Annotated in this window: 18 protein-coding genes and 1 tRNA gene; 4 read left to right on the forward strand and 15 right to left on the reverse strand. The window is 73.3% G+C overall.

The annotated features are described in order from the left end of the window. Window positions 1-40: 40 nt before the first annotated feature. Window positions 41-253 (reverse strand): hypothetical protein, encoded by a 213-nt coding sequence (locus tag ACZ4W9_RS02335; protein ID WP_467932588.1) that lies wholly within the window; start codon window positions 251-253, stop codon window positions 41-43. A 91-nt stretch (window positions 254-344) separates the two neighbouring features. Beyond that, window positions 345-569 (reverse strand): hypothetical protein, encoded by a 225-nt coding sequence (locus ACZ4W9_RS02340; protein ID WP_467932590.1) that lies wholly within the window; start codon window positions 567-569, stop codon window positions 345-347. A gap of 171 nt (window positions 570-740) precedes the next feature. Between ACZ4W9_RS02340 and ACZ4W9_RS02345 the strand changes: the two genes are divergently transcribed. Beyond that, a complete protein-coding gene (locus ACZ4W9_RS02345) occupies window positions 741-3,359 on the forward strand; it encodes a SpoIIE family protein phosphatase (RefSeq protein ID WP_467932591.1) in 2,619 nt (872 codons plus the stop codon). A gap of 75 nt (window positions 3,360-3,434) precedes the next feature. Here the strand turns inward: ACZ4W9_RS02345 and ACZ4W9_RS02350 are convergent. After that, window positions 3,435-3,516: transfer RNA gene (locus tag ACZ4W9_RS02350), tRNA-Tyr, on the reverse strand. A gap of 227 nt (window positions 3,517-3,743) precedes the next feature. Here ACZ4W9_RS02350 and ACZ4W9_RS02355 point away from each other — a divergent pair. Next, entirely contained in the window at window positions 3,744-4,232 is a 489-nt protein-coding gene (locus ACZ4W9_RS02355) for a YajQ family cyclic di-GMP-binding protein (RefSeq protein ID WP_467932592.1), read from the forward strand. 68 nt (window positions 4,233-4,300) lie between these two features. Here the strand turns inward: ACZ4W9_RS02355 and ACZ4W9_RS02360 are convergent, their stop codons facing one another. Further along, the gene (locus ACZ4W9_RS02360; protein WP_467932593.1) at window positions 4,301-4,567 is read right to left on the reverse strand and encodes a GlsB/YeaQ/YmgE family stress response membrane protein; all 267 of its coding nucleotides are present in this window, start codon (window positions 4,565-4,567) and stop codon (window positions 4,301-4,303) included. Window positions 4,568-4,724: 157 nt separating this feature from the next. On the opposite strand from ACZ4W9_RS02360, the gene ACZ4W9_RS02365 reads away from it, so the two are divergent. Then, window positions 4,725-5,978, forward strand: coding sequence for an APC family permease (locus ACZ4W9_RS02365; RefSeq protein WP_467932595.1), 1,254 nt, complete (start codon window positions 4,725-4,727; stop codon window positions 5,976-5,978). Between the two features lie 53 nt (window positions 5,979-6,031). After that, window positions 6,032-6,433 (forward strand): YccF domain-containing protein, encoded by a 402-nt coding sequence (locus ACZ4W9_RS02370; RefSeq protein ID WP_467932596.1) that lies wholly within the window; start codon window positions 6,032-6,034, stop codon window positions 6,431-6,433. A gap of 377 nt (window positions 6,434-6,810) precedes the next feature. On the opposite strand, the gene htpX is transcribed toward ACZ4W9_RS02370, so the two are convergent. The 11 genes from htpX to ACZ4W9_RS02425 form a co-directional block, all read right to left on the reverse strand. Further along, on the reverse strand, window positions 6,811-7,674 hold the full coding sequence (gene htpX, locus ACZ4W9_RS02375; RefSeq protein WP_467932598.1) for a zinc metalloprotease HtpX: 864 nt from the start codon (window positions 7,672-7,674) through the stop codon (window positions 6,811-6,813). Window positions 7,675-7,863: 189 nt separating this feature from the next. Then, on the reverse strand, window positions 7,864-9,381 hold the full coding sequence (locus tag ACZ4W9_RS02380) for an NADH-quinone oxidoreductase subunit N (RefSeq protein WP_467932599.1): 1,518 nt from the start codon (window positions 9,379-9,381) through the stop codon (window positions 7,864-7,866). Further along, window positions 9,378-10,952, reverse strand: coding sequence for an NADH-quinone oxidoreductase subunit M (locus ACZ4W9_RS02385; RefSeq protein ID WP_467932601.1), 1,575 nt, complete (start codon window positions 10,950-10,952; stop codon window positions 9,378-9,380). The genes ACZ4W9_RS02380 and ACZ4W9_RS02385 overlap by 4 nt, the downstream gene beginning before the upstream one ends. Window positions 10,953-10,958: 6 nt before the next feature. Then, window positions 10,959-12,953 carry an NADH-quinone oxidoreductase subunit 5 family protein gene (locus ACZ4W9_RS02390; RefSeq protein WP_467932602.1) on the reverse strand — a complete coding sequence of 665 codons (1,995 nt, stop codon included), beginning with the start codon at window positions 12,951-12,953 and terminating at the stop codon, window positions 10,959-10,961. After that, window positions 12,950-13,330, reverse strand: a complete 381-nt coding sequence (nuoK, locus tag ACZ4W9_RS02395; RefSeq protein ID WP_467932603.1) for an NADH-quinone oxidoreductase subunit NuoK — start codon at window positions 13,328-13,330, stop codon at window positions 12,950-12,952. Before nuoK ends, ACZ4W9_RS02390 begins: the two co-directional genes overlap by 4 nt. After that, a complete protein-coding gene (locus ACZ4W9_RS02400; protein ID WP_467932605.1) occupies window positions 13,330-13,908 on the reverse strand; it encodes an NADH-quinone oxidoreductase subunit J family protein in 579 nt (192 codons plus the stop codon). The genes nuoK and ACZ4W9_RS02400 overlap by 1 nt, the downstream gene beginning before the upstream one ends. Further along, window positions 13,905-14,456, reverse strand: a complete 552-nt coding sequence (locus tag ACZ4W9_RS02405) for a NuoI/complex I 23 kDa subunit family protein (protein WP_467932606.1) — start codon at window positions 14,454-14,456, stop codon at window positions 13,905-13,907. The genes ACZ4W9_RS02400 and ACZ4W9_RS02405 overlap by 4 nt, the downstream gene beginning before the upstream one ends. Window positions 14,457-14,458: 2 nt before the next feature. Next, window positions 14,459-15,427, reverse strand: coding sequence for a complex I subunit 1/NuoH family protein (locus ACZ4W9_RS02410; RefSeq protein ID WP_467932607.1), 969 nt, complete (start codon window positions 15,425-15,427; stop codon window positions 14,459-14,461). Continuing rightward, a complete protein-coding gene (locus ACZ4W9_RS02415; protein WP_467932608.1) occupies window positions 15,424-17,265 on the reverse strand; it encodes an NADH-quinone oxidoreductase subunit C in 1,842 nt (613 codons plus the stop codon). Before ACZ4W9_RS02415 ends, ACZ4W9_RS02410 begins: the two co-directional genes overlap by 4 nt. After that, complete coding sequence (locus tag ACZ4W9_RS02420) at window positions 17,262-17,864, reverse strand: NADH-quinone oxidoreductase subunit B (protein WP_467932610.1); 603 nt, start codon at window positions 17,862-17,864, stop codon at window positions 17,262-17,264. Before ACZ4W9_RS02420 ends, ACZ4W9_RS02415 begins: the two co-directional genes overlap by 4 nt. Beyond that, window positions 17,855-18,274 carry an NADH-quinone oxidoreductase subunit A gene (locus tag ACZ4W9_RS02425; protein ID WP_030778387.1) on the reverse strand — a complete coding sequence of 140 codons (420 nt, stop codon included), beginning with the start codon at window positions 18,272-18,274 and terminating at the stop codon, window positions 17,855-17,857. The genes ACZ4W9_RS02420 and ACZ4W9_RS02425 overlap by 10 nt, the downstream gene beginning before the upstream one ends. Window positions 18,275-18,377 lie beyond the last annotated feature (103 nt).

An 18,377-nucleotide genomic window follows, 5' to 3' on the forward strand; every position in this document is an offset into this window, starting at 1 on the left:
GCGGATCGCCCACAGGATCGCCCGCAGGGGGCACGCGGCGTCAGAACAGGGGCAACTGCCCGGGGAAGTCCGGCAGGACGTAGCCGTCCAACGACGGCTGCGCCGCGCCGACCTGGGCGTGCCGTCGCGACCCGGCGCAGGAGACGAGTCCGCCGCTCGCGCGCGCCCCGGGCGGGTCGTGCCGCGCGAAGCGGCCCGCGACGACGGCGATGTCGCGGTGGCACACGGGACAGGTTCTGCGTCGGGAGGACATGCCGCCAGTGTGCCCGCCGGCGTACCGGGAATCGACCGGCCGTACGCCGGTGTGCCCGCCGGCCGGCCGTGTGACGTGCCGAGGGGCGCGGTCAGGTCCGGGTCTCCGCCTCCCAGCGGTCGGGGCCGACGCCGCGCCAGTCGATCAGCGGGGAGTCGGCGACCTCTTCCGGTTCCATTTCCAGCCCCGCCCGGCGCAGGAACTCCACCAAGTCCCGCACGTTGTGCGCGAGGCCGAGGATCTCGCCGTCCACCCGCACCCGGCGACCGCCGGTAGGGGACGGCAGCTGCACGATGATGGGGCGTTTCCCGGCCATGGCTCCAGCATCGTCCGGACGGCCCGCGTGCGCACCCGGGCCGGTCGCCCGGGCGGCTCGGGCGGGTTCCACGGCAGGTGCCCCGGACGGATTCCACGGCAGGCGCCCCGGGCGGGCGATTCATGGGATCTTCGCCCTTTTCATCCGCGTTCTTCTGGGCACCCAGCCGATATGGGCAGCCCCATCCCCCCGGGAACGCCGGCGCGGCGCCTGGTTCCGGCGCCGGAGAGCGTCGTGGCCGCCCGGAGGTTCGTACGGTCGGCGCTGGACGGTCTGGCGCCGGACGTGGTGGACACCGCCGAGCTGCTGACCGGCGAGCTGGTGACCAACGCCGTCCTCCACGCGCGCACCACGATCGAGGTGGAGGCGTGGACCGTCGAGGGCCAGGCCCATGTGCGGGTCAGCGACCACCGCCCGGACTACGGGCTGGTGCCCCACGCCCGCCATCTCTACGCCTGCACCGGCAGGGGCCTCGCCCTGGTCGAGGAGCTGGCCACCAGTCACGGTGCGCACAGCGGCGAGGGCCGCAAGACGGTCTGGTTCGACGTGTGGCCCGAGGCGCCCGCGCCGCCGCCGTCCGCGTGGGAGACCGTGGCGCCGCCCGGCCGGACCGTCACCGTGACGCTGAACGACGTGCCGTACGCCCTGTACTGGGCGGCCCAGCAGCAGTGGGAGGGGCTGCTGCGCGAGCTGCTCCTCGCCACCCCCGCCGCCGCCGGGACCGTGGTGCGCCCGGAGGACCTGGCCGTCGCCCAGGACACGAGCAGCATGATCTGCGCGTCCATGACGGCGGCGGTGGAGCAGGAGACCCCCGACAGCTCCACGCTCTCCCTGCTGGTGGCGTTCGGGGCGGACGCCGCGCCCCGCGTCACGGCGCTGTGCCGGGTCCTCGACGCCGCCGACGCGGCGGCGCAGCAGGGCAGTCTGCTGGCCCTGCCGGCGCTTCCGCACATCCGGGCCTTCCGGCACTGGCTGCTCGGCCAGATCACCGGCCAGTTGTCCGGCGCACGGCCCACCGCGTGGACGCAGGCCCCCCTGGCCCCGGGCACCAATCCGACGGACCTGTCGCCGTGGGACGCGAGCGAGGTGGAGACCGCGCAGGTGCCGACCGTCGCGGCCGACGACGGCAACCGGATCATCGCGGTGAACGACGCCGCGTCGAGCCTGCTGGGCTGGCCCGCGCACGATCTGGTCGGGCAGCGGCTGACCGTGCTCATGCCCGAGCACCTGCGCCAACGCCATGTGACGGCCTTCACCTCGCTGCTGCTCACCGGCGAGTCCCGCATCCTGGGCCGGCCGGTCCCGGTTCCCGCGCTGCACCGGGACGGCCGTGTGGTCCCCATCCGCCTCACCATCGAGACCCAGGAGGCGATCGACGGGCGCACCGTGTTCGTCGCCCAGCTCACCACGACGACGGCTCCCCCGGCCCCGGCGGACGCCCCCCGGAAGGCGGAGCACTCGACGCGGCCGTCGCCGGGCCCGGTGCGGCTGCCGACGACCACCAAGACGGTGAAGCCGGTGAGCACGCAGGCGGCGACGCCGGAGTGGCTGTCCCTGTTCGCCGACATCGGCATGGCGCTGACCGGCACCCTCGACCCCCACGAGCGGCTGCGGCGGGTGTGCCAGGCCCTCACCCGGGAGCTGGCCGACTGGTGCATGGCGGACCTCGTCGACGAGCAGGGGCACCTGGAGCGGGTCTGCCTCGTCCACCGCGACCCCCGGGCACCGGTGCCCGGGTCGCACCTGGGCCGGCTCGCCCCGCCGTCGGAGATCACCGAGGGCTCGCTGCCCAGGGTGCTGCGCGGCGCGGGTCCGCTGCTGGTCACCGACACCTCCTCGCCCGGGCGGCCGCAGAACCCCTTCGAGGCGCGGCAGCTGGAGCTGGTGGAGCACCTGGGGGCGAGCACCGCCGTCGTCGCTCCGCTGCGGGCCCAGCGGGAGGTCTTCGGCGCCCTGACCATGGTCCGTACCGAGGACGAGAACCCGTTCACCAAGGAGGACATCCCCTTGGTGTCGGAGCTGGTCCGTGCCGTCGCGCTCGGGGTGGACAACGCCCGGCTGCACCAGCACGCCCGCTCCAACGCCGAACACCTCCAGCGTGCGCTGCTGCCCGATCTGCCCCGCGTGGAGCACCTGGAACTGACGGCCCGCTACGTGCCGTCCAGCACCACCGCGGAGGTCGGCGGCGACTGGTACGACGCCTTCACGCTGCCCGACGGCGACATCGCGCTGGTCATCGGCGATGTGTCGGGGCACGATCTCCAGGCCGCGGTCGCCATGAGCACCCTGCGCAACATGCTCCGCGGTATCGCCGTCGACCGGCAGGAGCCGCCCGGGGAGGTGCTGCGCCGCCTGGACCTGGCCAGCCAGACCCTGAACCCGCAGTCCACCGCCACCTGCGTCTACTCCGTCGTCAAGGACGACGCAGACACGACATGGCTGCGCCACTCCTCCGCCGGCCACCTGCCGCCCCTGCTGACCACCCGGGAGGGCGAGACGCGGTACCTGGACGAGGGCCGGGGCCTGCTGATCGGCATGGACCCGAGCCTGCCCCGCCGCTCCTCCTACGACGCGCTGCCGCCCCACTCCACGCTGCTGCTGTTCACCGACGGCCTCATCGAACGCCGCGGGGAGTCGCTGGACGACGCCATGAGCCGGCTCCGCCACTTCACGGCCGCCCAGGCGCAGGCCCCCCTGGACGTCTTCTGCGACGAACTGGTCATCAAGTTCGGCGCCGACACCACCGACGACATCGCCCTGCTGGCCCTGCGGCCCACACCACCCGCCTGACCCCGCCCGCCCGCAGCACGTACGACGAGAGCCCCGTGACCTGTTCTCACAGATCACGGGGCTCTCGTTCCCGTGTGGCGGCGCCAGGATTCGAACCTGGGAAGGCTGAGCCGGCAGATTTACAGTCTGCTCCCTTTGGCCGCTCGGGCACACCGCCGGGTGGCGCTGCCGCGTCGAACCCGCTTTCGGCGGTGTTCCCCGGCAACGACGTAAACAATACCCGATGCACGAGGGTGCTTCGCCACCCGGTTGATCTCCGCATCCGGGGGCGCGGGGTGGCTAGGCTGGTGCGGATGCGGCCCGGTGGATCACCGGGCCCGGCGGTCGCCGCCGCGCACGCCGGCACCCACCCCATTCGCACCCCGATACAAGGAGCCACAGGACATGGCCGACTCCAGTTTCGACATCGTCTCGAAGGTCGAGCGGCAGGAGGTCGACAACGCCCTCAACCAGGCCGCCAAGGAGATCTCGCAGCGCTACGACTTCAAGGGCGTGGGGGCCTCGATCTCGTGGTCCGGCGAGAAGATCCTCATGGAGGCCAACTCCGAGGACCGGGTGAAGGCCGTCCTCGACGTCTTCGAGTCCAAGCTCGTCAAGCGCGGCATCTCGCTGAAGGCGCTGGAGGCGGGCGAGCCCCAGCTCTCCGGCAAGGAGTACAAGATCTTCGCGACGATCCAGGAGGGCATCTCCCAGGACAACGCCAAGAAGGTGGCGAAGATCATCCGCGACGAGGGCCCGAAGGGCGTGAAGGCGCAGGTCCAGGGTGACGAGCTGCGCGTCAGCTCCAAGAGCCGTGACGACCTCCAGACCGTGATCGCCCTGCTGAAGGGCAAGGACTTCGACTTCCCGCTCCAGTTCGTGAACTACCGCTAGGCGCACGGAGGGAGAAGGGCGGACGCCGTGGGGTGCCCGCCCTTCCGTGCTGTGCCCTCCGGCCGGGGTCAGTCGCGGGAGTTGCCGAACAGGAGGCGGTAGGCGATCAGCAGCACCAGGGAGCCGCCGATGGCCGCCGCCCAGGTCGCGCCGTCGTAGAAGTGTTTGCTGATCGGGTGGTCCAGCCAGCGCGCCGAGATCCAGCCGCCGAGGAACGCGCCCGCGATGCCGATGACGGTCGTGCCGATGAAGCCCCCGGGATCGCGGCCCGGCAGCAGGACCTTGGCGATGGCTCCGGCCAGCAGTCCCAGGATGATCCAACCGATGATGCCCATGCCGTGAACCCGCCCTTCCGCGCTGCGTCCGCGCCGTCCGCGCCCCGGCCTTTCGCCTGGGCCCGGTGTGCGGCACGCGCGCGTGTCCGTGCCGTGTCGGGAAGGAAGACGCCGGCGGCCCGTCCCCCGGTTGCCCGCGCTCAGTAGGGTGCGGCGCATGACACGTACGGATGCCGGTCTGCGCCGCGGCCTGGGCGTGCGGGACGCCGTGGTCGTGGGCCTGGGCTCGATGATCGGCGCCGGGGTCTTCTCCGCGCCGGGGCCCGCCGCGCGCGTGGCCGGGTCCGGGCTGCTCGCCGGGCTCGCCGTCGCCGCCGTGGTGGCCTACTGCAACGCGTGGTCCTCCGCCCGGCTGGCCGCCCGTCATCCGGCCTCCGGCGGCACGTACGTGTACGGCAGGGAGCGGCTGGGCGCCTTCTGGGGGTATCTCGCCGGCTGGGCCTTCGTGGTCGGCAAGACGGCGTCCTGCGCGGCCATGGCGCTCACCGTGGGCGCGTACGTGTGGCCGGGGCAGGCGCACGCGGTGGCGGTCGCCGCCGTGGTGGCGCTGACCGCCGTGAACTACGGCGGGATCCAGAAGGCGGCGTGGCTGACGCGGGGCATCGTGGCCGTCGTCCTGGCCGTTCTCGCGGCCGTGGTCGTGGTGTGCCTGGCCTCCGGGGAGGCGGACGCCGGACGGCTGACGGCGGCACCGCCGACGGACCCGGGCGGGGTGCTCCGGGCGGCCGGGCTGCTGTTCTTCGCGTTCGCCGGGTACGCGCGGATCGCCACCCTCGGGGAGGAGGTGCGCGATCCGGCGCGCACGATCCCCCGGGCGATCCCGCTGGCCCTGGGGATCACCCTGGTGGTGTACGCCGGTGTGGCCGTGGCGGTGCTCGGAGTGCTCGGCGCGGACCGGCTCGGGCACGCGGCGGCGCCGCTGGCCGACGCGGTGCGGGCGGCCGGGGCGCCGGGGCTGGTGCCGGTGGTGCGGGCCGGGGCGGCGGTGGCGGCGCTGGGTTCGCTGCTGGCGCTGATCCTCGGGGTGTCCCGTACGACGCTCGCCATGGCCCGCGACGGGCATCTGCCGGGCACGCTGGCGGCCGTGCACCCCCGGTTCCGGGTGCCGCACCGGGCGGAGGCGGCGGTGGGCGCGGTGGTCGCCGTGCTGGCGGCCACGGTGGACGTGCGCGGCGCGATCGGCTTCTCGTCCTTCGGTGTGCTCGCCTATTACGCCGTCGCCAACGCCTCGGCCTGGACGCTGAGCGCGGCCCCGCGCGCCCGCGTGGTGCCGGCGGTGGGCCTGCTGGGCTGCGCCACGCTGGCCTTCGCGCTGCCCCCGGCCTCGGTGGCCGCCGGCGCGGGTGTGCTCGCGGCGGGCGGGACGGCCTACGGCGTGCGGCGGTGGCGGGCGGGCCGGCGCGAAAGGTGAGGCGCGACGGCGGCAGGTATGCCGGCCGGCCCGCCTGGAGAGGTATACCGGACATGAAGGTTTTCAACCTGCTGCTCAATATCCTGTGGCTTCTTCTCTGCGGGCTCTGGATGGCGATCGGTTATCTGGTCGCCGCCCTGATCTGCTTCGTCCTGATCGTCACCATTCCGTTCGGCATCGCGTCGCTGCGCATCGCCGGGTTCGTTCTCTGGCCGTTCGGCCGAACCACTGTGGAGAGGCCGGGTGCCGGGGCGCCGTCGTGCGTCGGCAATGTCATCTGGGTGGTCTTCGCGGGCTGGTGGCTCGCGCTGGCCCACCTGGTCACGAGCATTCCTCTTTTCCTGTCGGTCGTCGGCATTCCCTTCGGGTGGGCGAACCTGAAGCTCATCCCCCTCTCGCTCATGCCGCTGGGACAGGAGGTCGTGCCCACGGACCGGGCATTCGGCGGACGCTGACTCCGACCCCCCGAAGGGGGCGTCCATGAGGACGAGCGCACGGCGCGCCAGTGTTCTCGCGGTGTCCGCACCCGGTGTTTTCCTGGCCGGCAGGCTTGGGCACCTGGATGAGAAGAGGTACGTACACCACGTCACCGCGCCTGAACTCGGCCTTCCAGGACTGCCGGTAACACAGGACTTCGGCCGGACAGCAGGTGGCCGCAGCCGCGAGGCCGCCTCCGCGCGCGGTCGCCTTCTTCGTTCTGATCACCCCGCACGAACGTGGCGGTCCGGCGGCCGGGGAGCTGTGTACACCGGTTTTCGCGCGGCTGCCCGACCGGAAATGAAAGGCCGCCGCGTCGAGGAATTCCAGCGCGCCCGGCCGGCCGGGACGTTCCTCACCCGTGGCCGCCGGCCATCTTTTCGAGCCGGGCGATGCGCTCCGCCATCGGCGGGTGCGTGGAGAACATCTTGGACATTCCCTGGCCCGGGCGGAAGGGGTTGGCGATCATCATGTGGCTCGCCGTCTCGATCCGGGGCTCGGGCGGCAGCGGAAGCTGCTTGGTGCCCGTCTCCAGCTTGCGCAGCGCGCTGGCGAGGGCGAGCGGGTCGCCGGTGAGCTGGGCACCGGAGGCGTCCGCCTCGTACTCCCGGGAGCGGCTGATGGCCAGCTGGATCAAGGAGGCGGCGAGCGGGCCGAGGATCATGATCAGCAGCATGCCGAACAGGCCGGGGCCCTCGTCGTCGTCCGAGCGGCCGACCGGGATCAGCCAGGCGAAGTTCACCAGGAACATGATCACGGAGGCGAGCGCGCCGGCGACCGAGGAGATGAGGATGTCCCGGTTGTAGACATGGCTCAGTTCGTGGCCGATGACGCCGCGCAGCTCGCGCTCGTCCAGCAGGCGCAGGATGCCCTCGGTGCAGCACACGGCCGCGTTGCGCGGGTTGCGGCCGGTGGCGAAGGCGTTCGGGGCCTCCGTCGGCGAGATGTACAGCCGGGGCATGGGCTGGCGGGCCTCGGTGGACAGCTCGCGCACCATTCGGTACAGCGCCGGGGCCTCGAACTCGCTGACCGGGCGGGCACGCATCGCGCGCAGGGCGAGCTTGTCGCTGTTCCAGTACGCGTACGCGTTCGTGCCCAGCGCGACGAGGACCGCGACGACCAGTCCCGGGCGGCCGAAGAAGCTGCCGATGACGATGATGAGTGCGGACAGCCCCCCGAGGAGTACGGCCGTCCTGAGCCCGTTGTGCCGGCGGTGCACGGTGCGCCCTCCAAGTCGTGCTGCTGGGAACACTCTGATCCAGTGGACCCTCCCGCCTCTGACAACGGCGGGCGGGGCCCACGAGTTCCCGCGCGCCCCCGGCCGCCCGCCCCGGCCGGGCGGGTGACGTGCTCGTTCGGCCGTACGCGCGCGGGCGGCACGGGTGCCCCGCGCACGCGTGACGACTCCTCAGAACAGTCCGGTGGCCGCGAACCGCAGGACCAGCTGGGGCGCTCCGGACAGGGCGACGCCGAGGACCCCGGTGAGGGCGAGGGCGGCCGTGACGGGCGCCGGGACCCGGTGCCGGGCGGGCTCGCCCTCGGGGGCGCGGAACAGCAGGGCCGTCCACTGGAGGTAGTAGAAGAGGGCGATCACGACGTTGACGGCCATGACGACGGCGAGCCAGCCGAGGCCCGCGTCGACGGCCGCCGAGAACACGGTGACCTTGGCGAACAGCCCGATGACGCCCGGCGGCAGCCCGGCCAGGCACAGCAGGAAGAAGGCCAGCAGCAGCGCGCTGAAGGGGTTGGCGGCGTACAGGCCCCGGTAGTCGGCGATCCGGTTCAGCGCCCGGCCGCGGCCCACCACGGCGGCCACCGCGAAGGCACCGAGGTTCACGGCGGCGTACATCAGGGCGTACGCGACGGTGGAGCCGATCGCCCGCTCGGCGTCCTTGGTGTATCCGGCGGCGGCGACCGGCACCAGCAGATAGCCGGCCTGGCCGACGGAGGACCAGGCGAGCAGCCGTACGGCGCCGTACGCGCGCGTGGCCCCCTGGCGCAGGGCGGCGACGTTGCCGACGGTCATGGTGAGGGCGGCCAGGGCGGCGAGCGCGGGCCCCCACACGTCGGCGTACGACGGGAACGCGACGACGGTGACGAGGATCAGGCCGGAGAAGCCGACCGCCTTGCCGACGACCGACAGATAGGCGGCGACGGGCAGGGGCGCGCCCACGTAGGTGTCGGGCACCCAGAAGTGGAAGGGCACGGCGGCCGTCTTGAAGGCGAAGCCGACGAGGGTGAGGACGACGCCGGCCTGGGTGAGGGTGTGCAGCTGTCCGTCGATGTGCGGCAGGCGCTCGGCGACCTGGGTGAGGTAGAGGGTGCCGGTGGAGGCGTAGACGAAGCTGATGCCCATCAGGCTGACCGCGGTCGCGGTGACCGAGGACAGGAAGAACTTCAGAGCGGCCTCGGAGGACCGCTCGTCGCCGTGCCGGATGCCGACGAGGGCGAACGCGGGCAGGGAGGCGACCTCCAGGGCGACGATCAGCGTGGCCAGGTCGCGGGAGGCGGGCAGCAGGGCGGCGCCGGCCGCGGAGGACAGCAGCAGGAACCAGAACTCGCCCGCCGGGACGCGCCGCCGTTCGTCGTCCAGGTGGGTGACGGACAGCAGGGCGGCGAGCAGGGCGCCGCCGAGCACGAGGAACTGGATGACGAGGGTGAAGTGGTCGGCGGTGTAGCTGCACGCGTGCGCGGGGCCGCCGGTGCAGAAGGTGCTGCGGTCGCCGTCCAGGAGGGGCAGCAGCAGCGCGGTGGCCGCCGCGAGTCCGGCGACCGAGACCCAGCCGAGCACGGCCTTGCGGGGCTCGGGGACGAACAGGTCGGCGACGAGGACGGCGAGCGCGACGAGGGCCGTGAGGGTGGGCGGGGCGATCGCGAGCCAGTCGACGGACTGGACCAGCGACTCGGCAAGCGGCTGGGCGCTCATCGGGTGCCTCCTGCGAGGAGCTGCTGCACGGCCGGGTCGGTCAGACCCAGCAGGGCCCCCGGCCACAGTCCGGCGAGGACGGTGAGGGCGACCAGCGGGGTCCAGGCGGCGAACTCGTACCCGTGGACGTCGGCGAGCCTCGCCGTCTCCCGCTCGGTGCCGCCCATGCAGACGCGGCGGACCACGATCAGCATGTAGGCGGCCGTCAGCAGCGTGCCGAACGCGCCGATCGCCATGAAGGTGAGGAAGGCCGGCCGGCTGAGGCCGGCGGCGGGCCGGAAGGAGCCGAACAGGGCCAGCATCTCGCCCCAGAACCCGGCGAGTCCGGGCAGGCCCAGGGAGGCGACCGCGCCGAAGGCGAGGAGGCCGCCCAGGCGCGGGGCCCGGTCGTAGAGGGCGGCGCCGGTCTCCTCGGCCAGGGTGTCCAGGTCGGTGCTGCCGGTGCGGTCCTTGAGGGCTCCGACCAGGAAGAACAGCAGGCCGGTGATGAGGCCGTGGGCGATGTTGGCGAACAGGGCGCCGTTCACGCCGGTCGGGGTCGTGCTGGCGATGCCCAGCAGGACGAAGCCCATGTGGCCGACGGAGGAGTAGGCGATCAGCCGCTTGAGGTCGCCCCGGGCGCCCTGCCGGGCGAGGGCGAGGCAGGCCAGGGATCCGTAGACGATCCCGACGACGGCGAGCGCGGCGAGGTACGGCGCGAAGGTGCGGAAACCGTCCGGCGCCACCGGCAGCACGATCCGGACGAACCCGTACGTGCCCATCTTCAGCAGGACACCGGCGAGCAGCACCGAACCGACGGTCGGCGCGGCGGTGTGGGCATCGGGCAGCCAGCTGTGCAGCGGCCACATCGGCGTCTTCACCGCGAGCCCGATCCCGATCGCCAGGACGGCGATGACCTGCACGGATGTGGTCAGTGACCGGCCGTTGTCAGTGGCGAGTGCCACCATGTCGAACGTGCCCGCCTTGATCCCGATCAGGAGCAGGCCGAGCAGCATGACGACGGAGCCGAGCAGCGTGAACAGGATGAACTTCCACGCGGCCCGGGTCCGGCCCGCGCCGCCCCAGCGGGCGATGAGGAAGTACATCGGGATGAGCACCATCTCGAACGCGAGGAAGAACAGCAGCAGGTCGAGGACGGCGAAGGTGGCGAGGGTGCCGGACTCCAGCAGGAGCAGGAGCGCGACGAACGCCTTCGGGGCCGGGCCCGCGGGCGGCTTGAAGTAGGAGTAGAGCGCGCACAGGAAGGTCAGCAGCGCGGTCAGGACCAGGAGGGGGAGGGAGATGCCGTCGGTGCCGAGGTGGATCCGCACGTCGAGCGCGGGGATCCAGCTGATGTCGGTCGTGGCCTGCATCCTCGACGGGTGGTCGTGGTCGAAGCCGAGCGCGAGGACGATCGCGGCGATCAGGACGACGCCGGTGACGGTCACGCCGTGCCGCAGCACGGCCTGCCCGGGTGACTTCCCCTTCAGTCCGGGCGGGGCCGGGAGGAGGGCGGCGACGGCGCCGAGGAGCGGGCCGGCGACGACGAATGCCAGAAGGAACTGCATCACGGACTCGTTGATATCGATCACGCCTGCTCACGCTCCCGTGGCGACGAGGAGGACGGCGACCGCCAGGACGACGGTGCCGGCGAGCAGCGCGCTCACATAGGTCTGCACATTGCCGGTCTGCGCACGCCGTACGGCGGCCCCGAGCAGCCGGGGCAGGGCGGCGGCACCGCGCACGTAGGTGTCGACGACCTCGCGGTCCAGGAACCGGACGAGGCTCGCCCCCGCCTGGACCGGGCGGACGAACAGCGCCGTGTACACGGCGTCCAGGTGGAAGCCGGCCGCGGCGGGCCGGTGCAGCGGGCCGAGCAGCAGCCGTCCGGGGTCCGCCGGGTCGGGGGCGTGGGCGATGTCGCCGTAGGCCGGCTCGTGGGTGGCGATGGCCTCGGCCTCGACCAGGCCGGCGTCGCCCTCCGGGTGGGCGGCGACCGCGCCCAGCGGGGAGCGGGCGGCGAGCGCGGTGGTGCGCTGCCAGGCGCCGTAGGTGAGCAGCCCGCCGACCAGGGCGAGACCCGTGCCGAGGACGGAGGTGAGCGGGGTCGGGGTCAGGTCGCGGCCGTCGAACCAGTCGGGCAGGACGCGGTAGGCGAGCCCGCCGAGGGCGAGCGAGGGGACCGCCAGGACCCACAGCACCACGGTCGTCGTCGGCGGCCGGCGTCCGTGATCGGGGGCCTCGGTGCCCCGGCCGCGGAAGGCGAGCAGCCACAGCCGGGCGGCGTACGCGGCGGTCAGCAGGGCGGCGAGGAGACCGGCGACGAGGACGATCCAGCCGGCGGCGCCGGGGGCGTGCCCGGTGTGGCCCTGGGCGACGTGCTCGGCGGCGCCGAGGACGGACTCCTTGGAGAAGAAGCCGCTGAACGGGGGGATCGCGGCGAGCGCGAGCAGCGCCACGGTCATCGTCCAGTAGGCGTCCGGGACGCGGTCGCCGAGGCCCCGCATGCGGGACATGGCGGCCAGCGAGTTGGTGCCGGCGGCGTGGATGACCACACCGGCCGCGAGGAACAGCAGCGCCTTGAAGGCGCCGTGGGTGAGGAGGTGGAAGACGGCGGCACCGCGGTCGCCGACGGCGAGGGCACCGGTCATGTAGCCGAGCTGGCCGACGGTCGAGTAGGCGAGGACGCGCTTGATGTCGTCCTGGGCGAGCGCGGCGAGGGCGGAACCGGCCATCGTGACGGCGGCCATGACGGCGAGGACCACCATCGCGGCCCGGGAGGCCTCGAACAGCGGAAGGAGACGGGCGGTGAAGTAGACGCCGGCGGCGACCATCGTGGCGGCGTGGATCAGCGCCGAGACGGGCGTCGGGCCCGCCATCGCGTCCGGGAGCCAGGTGTGCAGCGGGAACTGCGCCGACTTGCCCGCGACGCCCGCGAGCAGCAGCAGCGCGATCAGCGTCGGGTGGTCGATGCCGCCGCTGGTGACGGCGCCGAGGACACGGGTGATCCGGAACGACCCGGCGTCACCGGCCAGGGCGAACAGGCCGATGAGGAAGGGGACGTCGCCGAGCTTGGTGACCAGGAAGGCCTTCAGGGAGGCGGCGCGGGCCTCGGAGGTCTCCCAGTAGTGGCCCACCAGGAAGTAGGAGCAGATGCCCATCACTTCCCAGCCGACCAGCAGCACGATCAGGTCGCCGGAGTAGACGACCAGGAGCATCGCGGAGGTGAACAGGGAGACGAGCGCGGCGTACGACGGGTAGCGCGGGTCGTCGCGCAGGTAGCCGGTGGAGTAGATCTGCACGCAGGCCGCGACGCAGGCGACCAGGACGGCGACGAGCGCGGCGAAGCCGTCGATGTGCAGGGCCAGCTCGATGGGCACGGACCCGGTGGGCGTCAGCTCGGTGCGGGCGTCGACGGCCGCGTCGCCGCCCTGGCGCACGGCGACCAGCGCGGCCAGGACCAGCGAGGCCAGCGGCGGCAGCACGGCGAGCGGGCGGACGAAGCCGGGGGCGGTGCGGCCGAGCAGCAGGCCGGCCACGGCGCCCAGGAACGGCAGGAGGGGGACGAGGACGGCGAGGGTGGTCGTGGTCACGCGGTGGCCTCAGCCTTCTCGGCCGCGGGGTCGTCGCCGTCGGGTCCTTCCGCGTCGGGGCCCTCGGCGGTGTCGCGGAGCTTGTCGATGTCGGAGGTGCCGCGGTTGCGGTACACCGCGAGCACGATCGCGAGGCCGATGCCGATCTCGGCGGCGGCGATGGCGATGGTGAACAGGGTCAGGGCCTGCCCGGAGTGCAGGGTCTCCTTCGCGGTCCGGCTGAGCCACACGTCGAAGGCGACCAGGTTGAGGTTGACGGCGTTGAGCATCAGCTCGACCGACATCAGGACCAGGATCGCGTTGCGGCGGGCGAGGACGCCGTAGAGGCCGGTGCAGAACAGGAGGGCGGACAGGACGGCGGGGTAGGCGAGGTGCATCAGCGGACGCCTGCCTTCCCGGGGGCCGCGGGTACGGCGTCGGCCTTGGCCTTGCGGGACAGCACGATCGCACCGACCAGGGCCGCGAGGAGCAGCACGGACAGGGCCTCGAACGGCAGCACCCAGTGCCGGAACAGGCTCGCGCCGGTGACCTCGGTGGTGCCGGCGGCCGGGCCGTCGAGGTCGATCCAGGTGGTGCGGAAGGCGTCCGCGACCACCCACACCAGGGCGACGGCGGCGACGGCCGCGACGGTCAGCGCGGCCCGGCGGTTGCCGGAGTCGGCGTCCGGGGAGCGGCCGATGGGGGCCTTGGTGAGCATCAGTCCGAACAGCAGGAGGACGACGACGGAGCCGACGTAGATCAGGACCTGCACCCAGGCGATGAACTCGGCCGTGAGCAGCAGGTACTCCACGGCGAGGCCGCCGAGCGCGACCACCAGCCACAGGGCGGCGTGCACCAGCTGCCGGGTGGTGACGGTGATCAGCGCGGCGCCGAGGGTGACCAGGCCGACGAGCAGGAACGCGATCTCGACGCCGGTCGGGGACAGGAAGCCCTGGGGGGTCTGGGCGAGCGTCATGACGTGCCCTCCCCCGGCTCCGCCTGCGCGGCGGCCAGCTTCTCGGCGGTCTTGCGGGCCGCGGCGATCTCCTTGGGTTCCTCGGCACCGGGGTCCAGGGCGGGCGGGGCCGGCACGGTCCACATCCACTCGCGGAGCTTGTCCCGCTCGTGGGTGAGGTCGCGGATGTCGGTCTCGGCGTACTCGAACTCCGGGGACCAGAACAGCGCGTCGAACGGGCAGACCTCGATGCAGATGCCGCAGTACATGCACAGGGAGAAGTCGATCGCGAACCGGTCGAGGACGTTGCGGCTGCGTTCCCGGCCGCCGGGGGCGGCGGGCGGGACGGTCTCCTTGTGGGAGTCGATGTAGATGCACCAGTCCGGGCACTCGCGGGCGCACAGCATGCAGACCGTGCAGTTCTCCTCGAACAGCCCGATCACCCCGCGGGTGCGGGGCGGCAGCTCGGGCAGGGCGTCCGGGTACTGCTCGGTGACGGTCTTCCTCGTCATCGTGCGCAGGGTGACGGCCAGGCCCTTGGCGAGGCCACTGCCGGGAAGGGGGGCCATGGTTACCGGATCACCACCTTGACGACGCCGGTGAGGGCGATCTGGGCGAGGGAGAGGGGGACGAGGAGGGTCCAGGACAGTTTCTGGAGCTGGTCCTCGCGCAGCCGCGGATAGGTCACGCGGAGCCAGATCACCAGGAAGGCGAGGATCGCGGTCTTCAGCAGGGTCCACACCCAGCCGAGGCCGTCGGCGCCCCACGGGCCGTGCCAGCCGCCGAGGAAGAGGACGGTGGTCAGGCCGCACAGGACGACGATGCCGGCGTACTCGGCGAGCAGGAACAGGGCGAAGCGCAGGCCGGTGTACTCGGTGTAGGCGCCGAAGATGATCTCGGAGTCGGCGACCGGCATGTCGAACGGCGGGCGTTGCAGTTCGGCGAGTCCGGCGACGAAGAAGACGATCGCGCCGACGATCTGCCAGGGCAGCCACCACCAGTGGAAGGCGTGCAGGATGCCGGGCAGGGAGACGGTGCCGGCCGCCATCGCGACCGAGGCCGCGGCCAGCAGCATCGGCAGTTCGTAGGCGAGCAGCTGGGCGGCCGTGCGCAGGCCGCCGAGCAGGGAGAACTTGTTGGCGCTGGCCCAGCCGGCCATCAGCGAGCCGAGCACGCCGACGCCCATCACCGCGAGGACGAAGAACACGCCGGCGTCCAGGACCTGGCCGACGGCTCCCTCGCCCGGGCCGATCGGGATGGCGAGCAGCACGAGGAGGTACGGCAGCAGGGCCACGGCGGGGGCGAGCTGGAAGACGCGGCGGTCGGCGCCGGCCGGGACCACGTCCTCCTTCTGCGCGAACTTCACCCCGTCGGCGACCAGCTGGGCCCAGCCGTGGAAGCCGCCGGCGTACATCGGGCCCAGGCGGCCCTGCATGTGCGCCATCACCTTGTGCTCGGTCTGGCCGACGATCAGCGGGAGGGTGAGGAAGACGACGAACACGACGAGGAGCCGCAGCGCGACGTCCAGTACGTCGTTCACTGCGGGCCTCCTGCGGGGTCGGGGTCGTCGGGGGTGATCGGGGGCCGGGGGGTGGCGGGCCGGGACTCGGGGGCCGGGTCGGGTCGGGGTACCCGTCCGGGCTCGGACGCCGGACCGGACTCGGGCGCCGGACCGGGCTCGGGCGCCGGACCGGGCTCGGATGGCTGACCCGACTCGGGCGCCTGGCCGGACTCGGGTGGCTGTCCCGGCTCGGACGCCGGACCGGACTCGGACGCCGGACCGGACTCGGATGGCTGCCCCGGCTCAGATGCCGGACCGGACTCGGACGCCGGACCGGGCTCGGACGCCGGACCGGACTCGGACGCCGGACCGGACTCGGATGGCTGCCCCGGCTCGGGCGCCTGGCCGGACTCGGGCGCCTGGCCGGACTCGGGTGGCTGTCCCGGCTCGGACGCCGGACCGGACTCGGACGCCGGACCGGACTCGGATGGCTGCCCCGGCTCGGATACCTGACCGGACTCGGACGCCGGACCGGGCTCGGACGCCGGACCGGACTCGGGTGCCTGGGTCTCGCGGGGTGTCGGCTGGGGGGCCGGGTCCGGGCGGGGTGCGGGCTTCGCTTCCGTCTCCCGGGCCGGTGCCTGCCGCGGCCCCGGTTCCGGCTCCGGTCTCGGCTCGCGCCTCGTCGCCGGTTCCGGGGCGCGCTCGGGCTGCGGCTCGTCGGCGCGGGCCGGCTCCTGTTCCGGGGTGGGTTCCGCCTCGTCGAAGGCCGGGCGGGCGTGGTGCCAGGGGGCGTCCGCGCTGCGCGGGGCCCCGGCGCGCTGGGAGGCCGAGCCCTCCGAGGCGCTGCGGGCGCGGCGCGGCGGGGTGGGCACGGCACCGGGCTCGTAGGCCACCGAGGCCTCGGCGGCCGGGCCTTCCGCCGGTCCCTGCGCCGCCGCACCCGTGGCATCGCCCTCGGCCGCGGCCTGCTGGTGCGTCGCCGCGTCCTCGGCCCGGGCCGCCGCCTGGCTCGCCGAGCCCTCGCTCGCGCTCCGCGTCCGACGCGGCCGCGCGGGACCGCCCGCACCCGGAACAGCGGCACCAGGCCGGGCCGCCTGGCTCGCCGAGCCTTCGCTCGCACTGCGCGTCCGGCGCGGCCGCGCGGGAGCACCCGCACCCGCGTCCGGGGTCGCGGCCTCCGCCTGGGCCGCCTGGCTCGCCGAACCCTCCGATGCCGAGCGGGTGCGGCGGACCGGGCGGTCGGCCGCCGGGCGGGCCGTCGCCGTTCTGGCCGTTCGGGCCGGGCGGGCCGGGGCCGGCGGGAGCTGGCCCTTCAGGGGGCCCCATTCGTTGGGGTCGGGGACGCCGGGGGGCAGCATCTGGCGGCGCTTGGGGCCGCCGTGCTCGGACTCGCCCGGCTCCTTCGCGCCCGGCCACGCCTTGGCGACGCGCGCGGCGAGCACGAAGTCCTTGCGGAGGGGGTGGCCCTCGAAGGTCTCCGGGAGGAGGAGGTGCTCCAGCCCCGGGTGGCCCTCGAAGACGACGCCGAACATCTCGTGGGTCTCGCGCTCGTGCCAGCCGGCGCCCGCGTAGACGCCGACGGCGGAGGGCAGGACGGGTGCCTCGTGCGGGACCGTCGTACGGACGAGGAGGCGGCGCACCGGGTGCAGGGCGACGACGTGCGCGGCGACCCGGAAGCCCGTGCCCGGTTCGTCGACCGCGCTCAGCCAGTCGAAGTAGGTGCAGGACAGGGTCGTACGGGCCGTCTCCAGGGCGGTGAGCCAGGCGGACGGCGGCACGTCCACGGTCAGGAGGTCGTACGACTCCTCCGCCGTGGCGTCCGTGCCGAACAGTTCCTCGGCGGGGGCGGGCAGCCAGCCGGCGGACGTGCTCATCGCGGGCCCTCCTCGGCGGCCGGCGCCGGGGGCCGTACCAGCCCGCTCCGCAGGGCCGCGGCGGACGGCCGGGCGGTCCGGTCGCCGTACCGCTCCCCCAGCGACTCGCGGGCGATCTTCTCCTGGAGCTTGAGGATGCCCTGGAGCAGCGCCTCGGGGCGCGGCGGGCAGCCGGGGACGTAGACGTCCACCGGGATGATCTGGTCGACGCCCTTGGTGACGGAGTAGGAGTCCCAGTAGGGGCCGCCGCAGTTGGAGCAGGCGCCGAAGGAGATGACGTACTTCGGCTCGGGCATCTGCTCGTACAGCCGCTTGACGGCCGGGGCCATCTTGTCCGTGACCGTGCCGGACACGACCATCAGGTCGGCCTGGCGGGGGCCCGGCGCGAAGGGGATGACGCCGAGGCGGATGAAGTCGTGGCGGGCCATCGACGCGGCGATGAACTCGATCGCGCAGCAGGCGAGGCCGAAGTTGAACACCCACAGCGAGTAGCGGCGGCCCCAGTTCAGGACCACCTTCATCGGTTCGGGGGCGAGCCGCGCCAGCGCCCCCAGCCGCTTGGGCTCGGGCAGGGAAACGGGGTCCGGGTTCACGTCCATGCCAGGACGCCCTTCTTGTATGCGTAGAGCAGGCCCACGGCGAGGAAGCCGAGGAAGACGAACATCTCCACCAGGGTCGCCGCGCCGTAGCCGGGGGCGGCGAAGACCGTCGCCCAGGGGAACAGGAAGATCGAGTCGACCGCGAAGATCACGTAGAGGAAGGCGTAGACGTAGTAGCGGACCTGGGTGTGGGCCCAGCCCTCGCCGACGGGGTCGACACCGCACTCGTAGGTGAGCAGCTTCTCCGGGGTCGGCACGACCGGGCGGAGCAGGCGGCCGGCGCCGAAGGCGACCGCGACGAACAGCACGCCGACGACGGCGAGCAGCCCTACCACCGAGTAGGACCGGAAGTAGCCGGCCGCGACGACGTGCCCCGCGGCGACCGCCGAGTCTCCCAACGTCTCCCGCACCGTGGCGTCCCTCGCTCCCTGACCTCGTGACCGTGGTGATCTCAGTGCACCGGGTGATGCCTCGTGATTCGAGGATCTGTACGCACGCGAGTCTAGGCCCTGA

Source organism: Streptomyces sp. NPDC029296, from assembly GCF_055569255.1.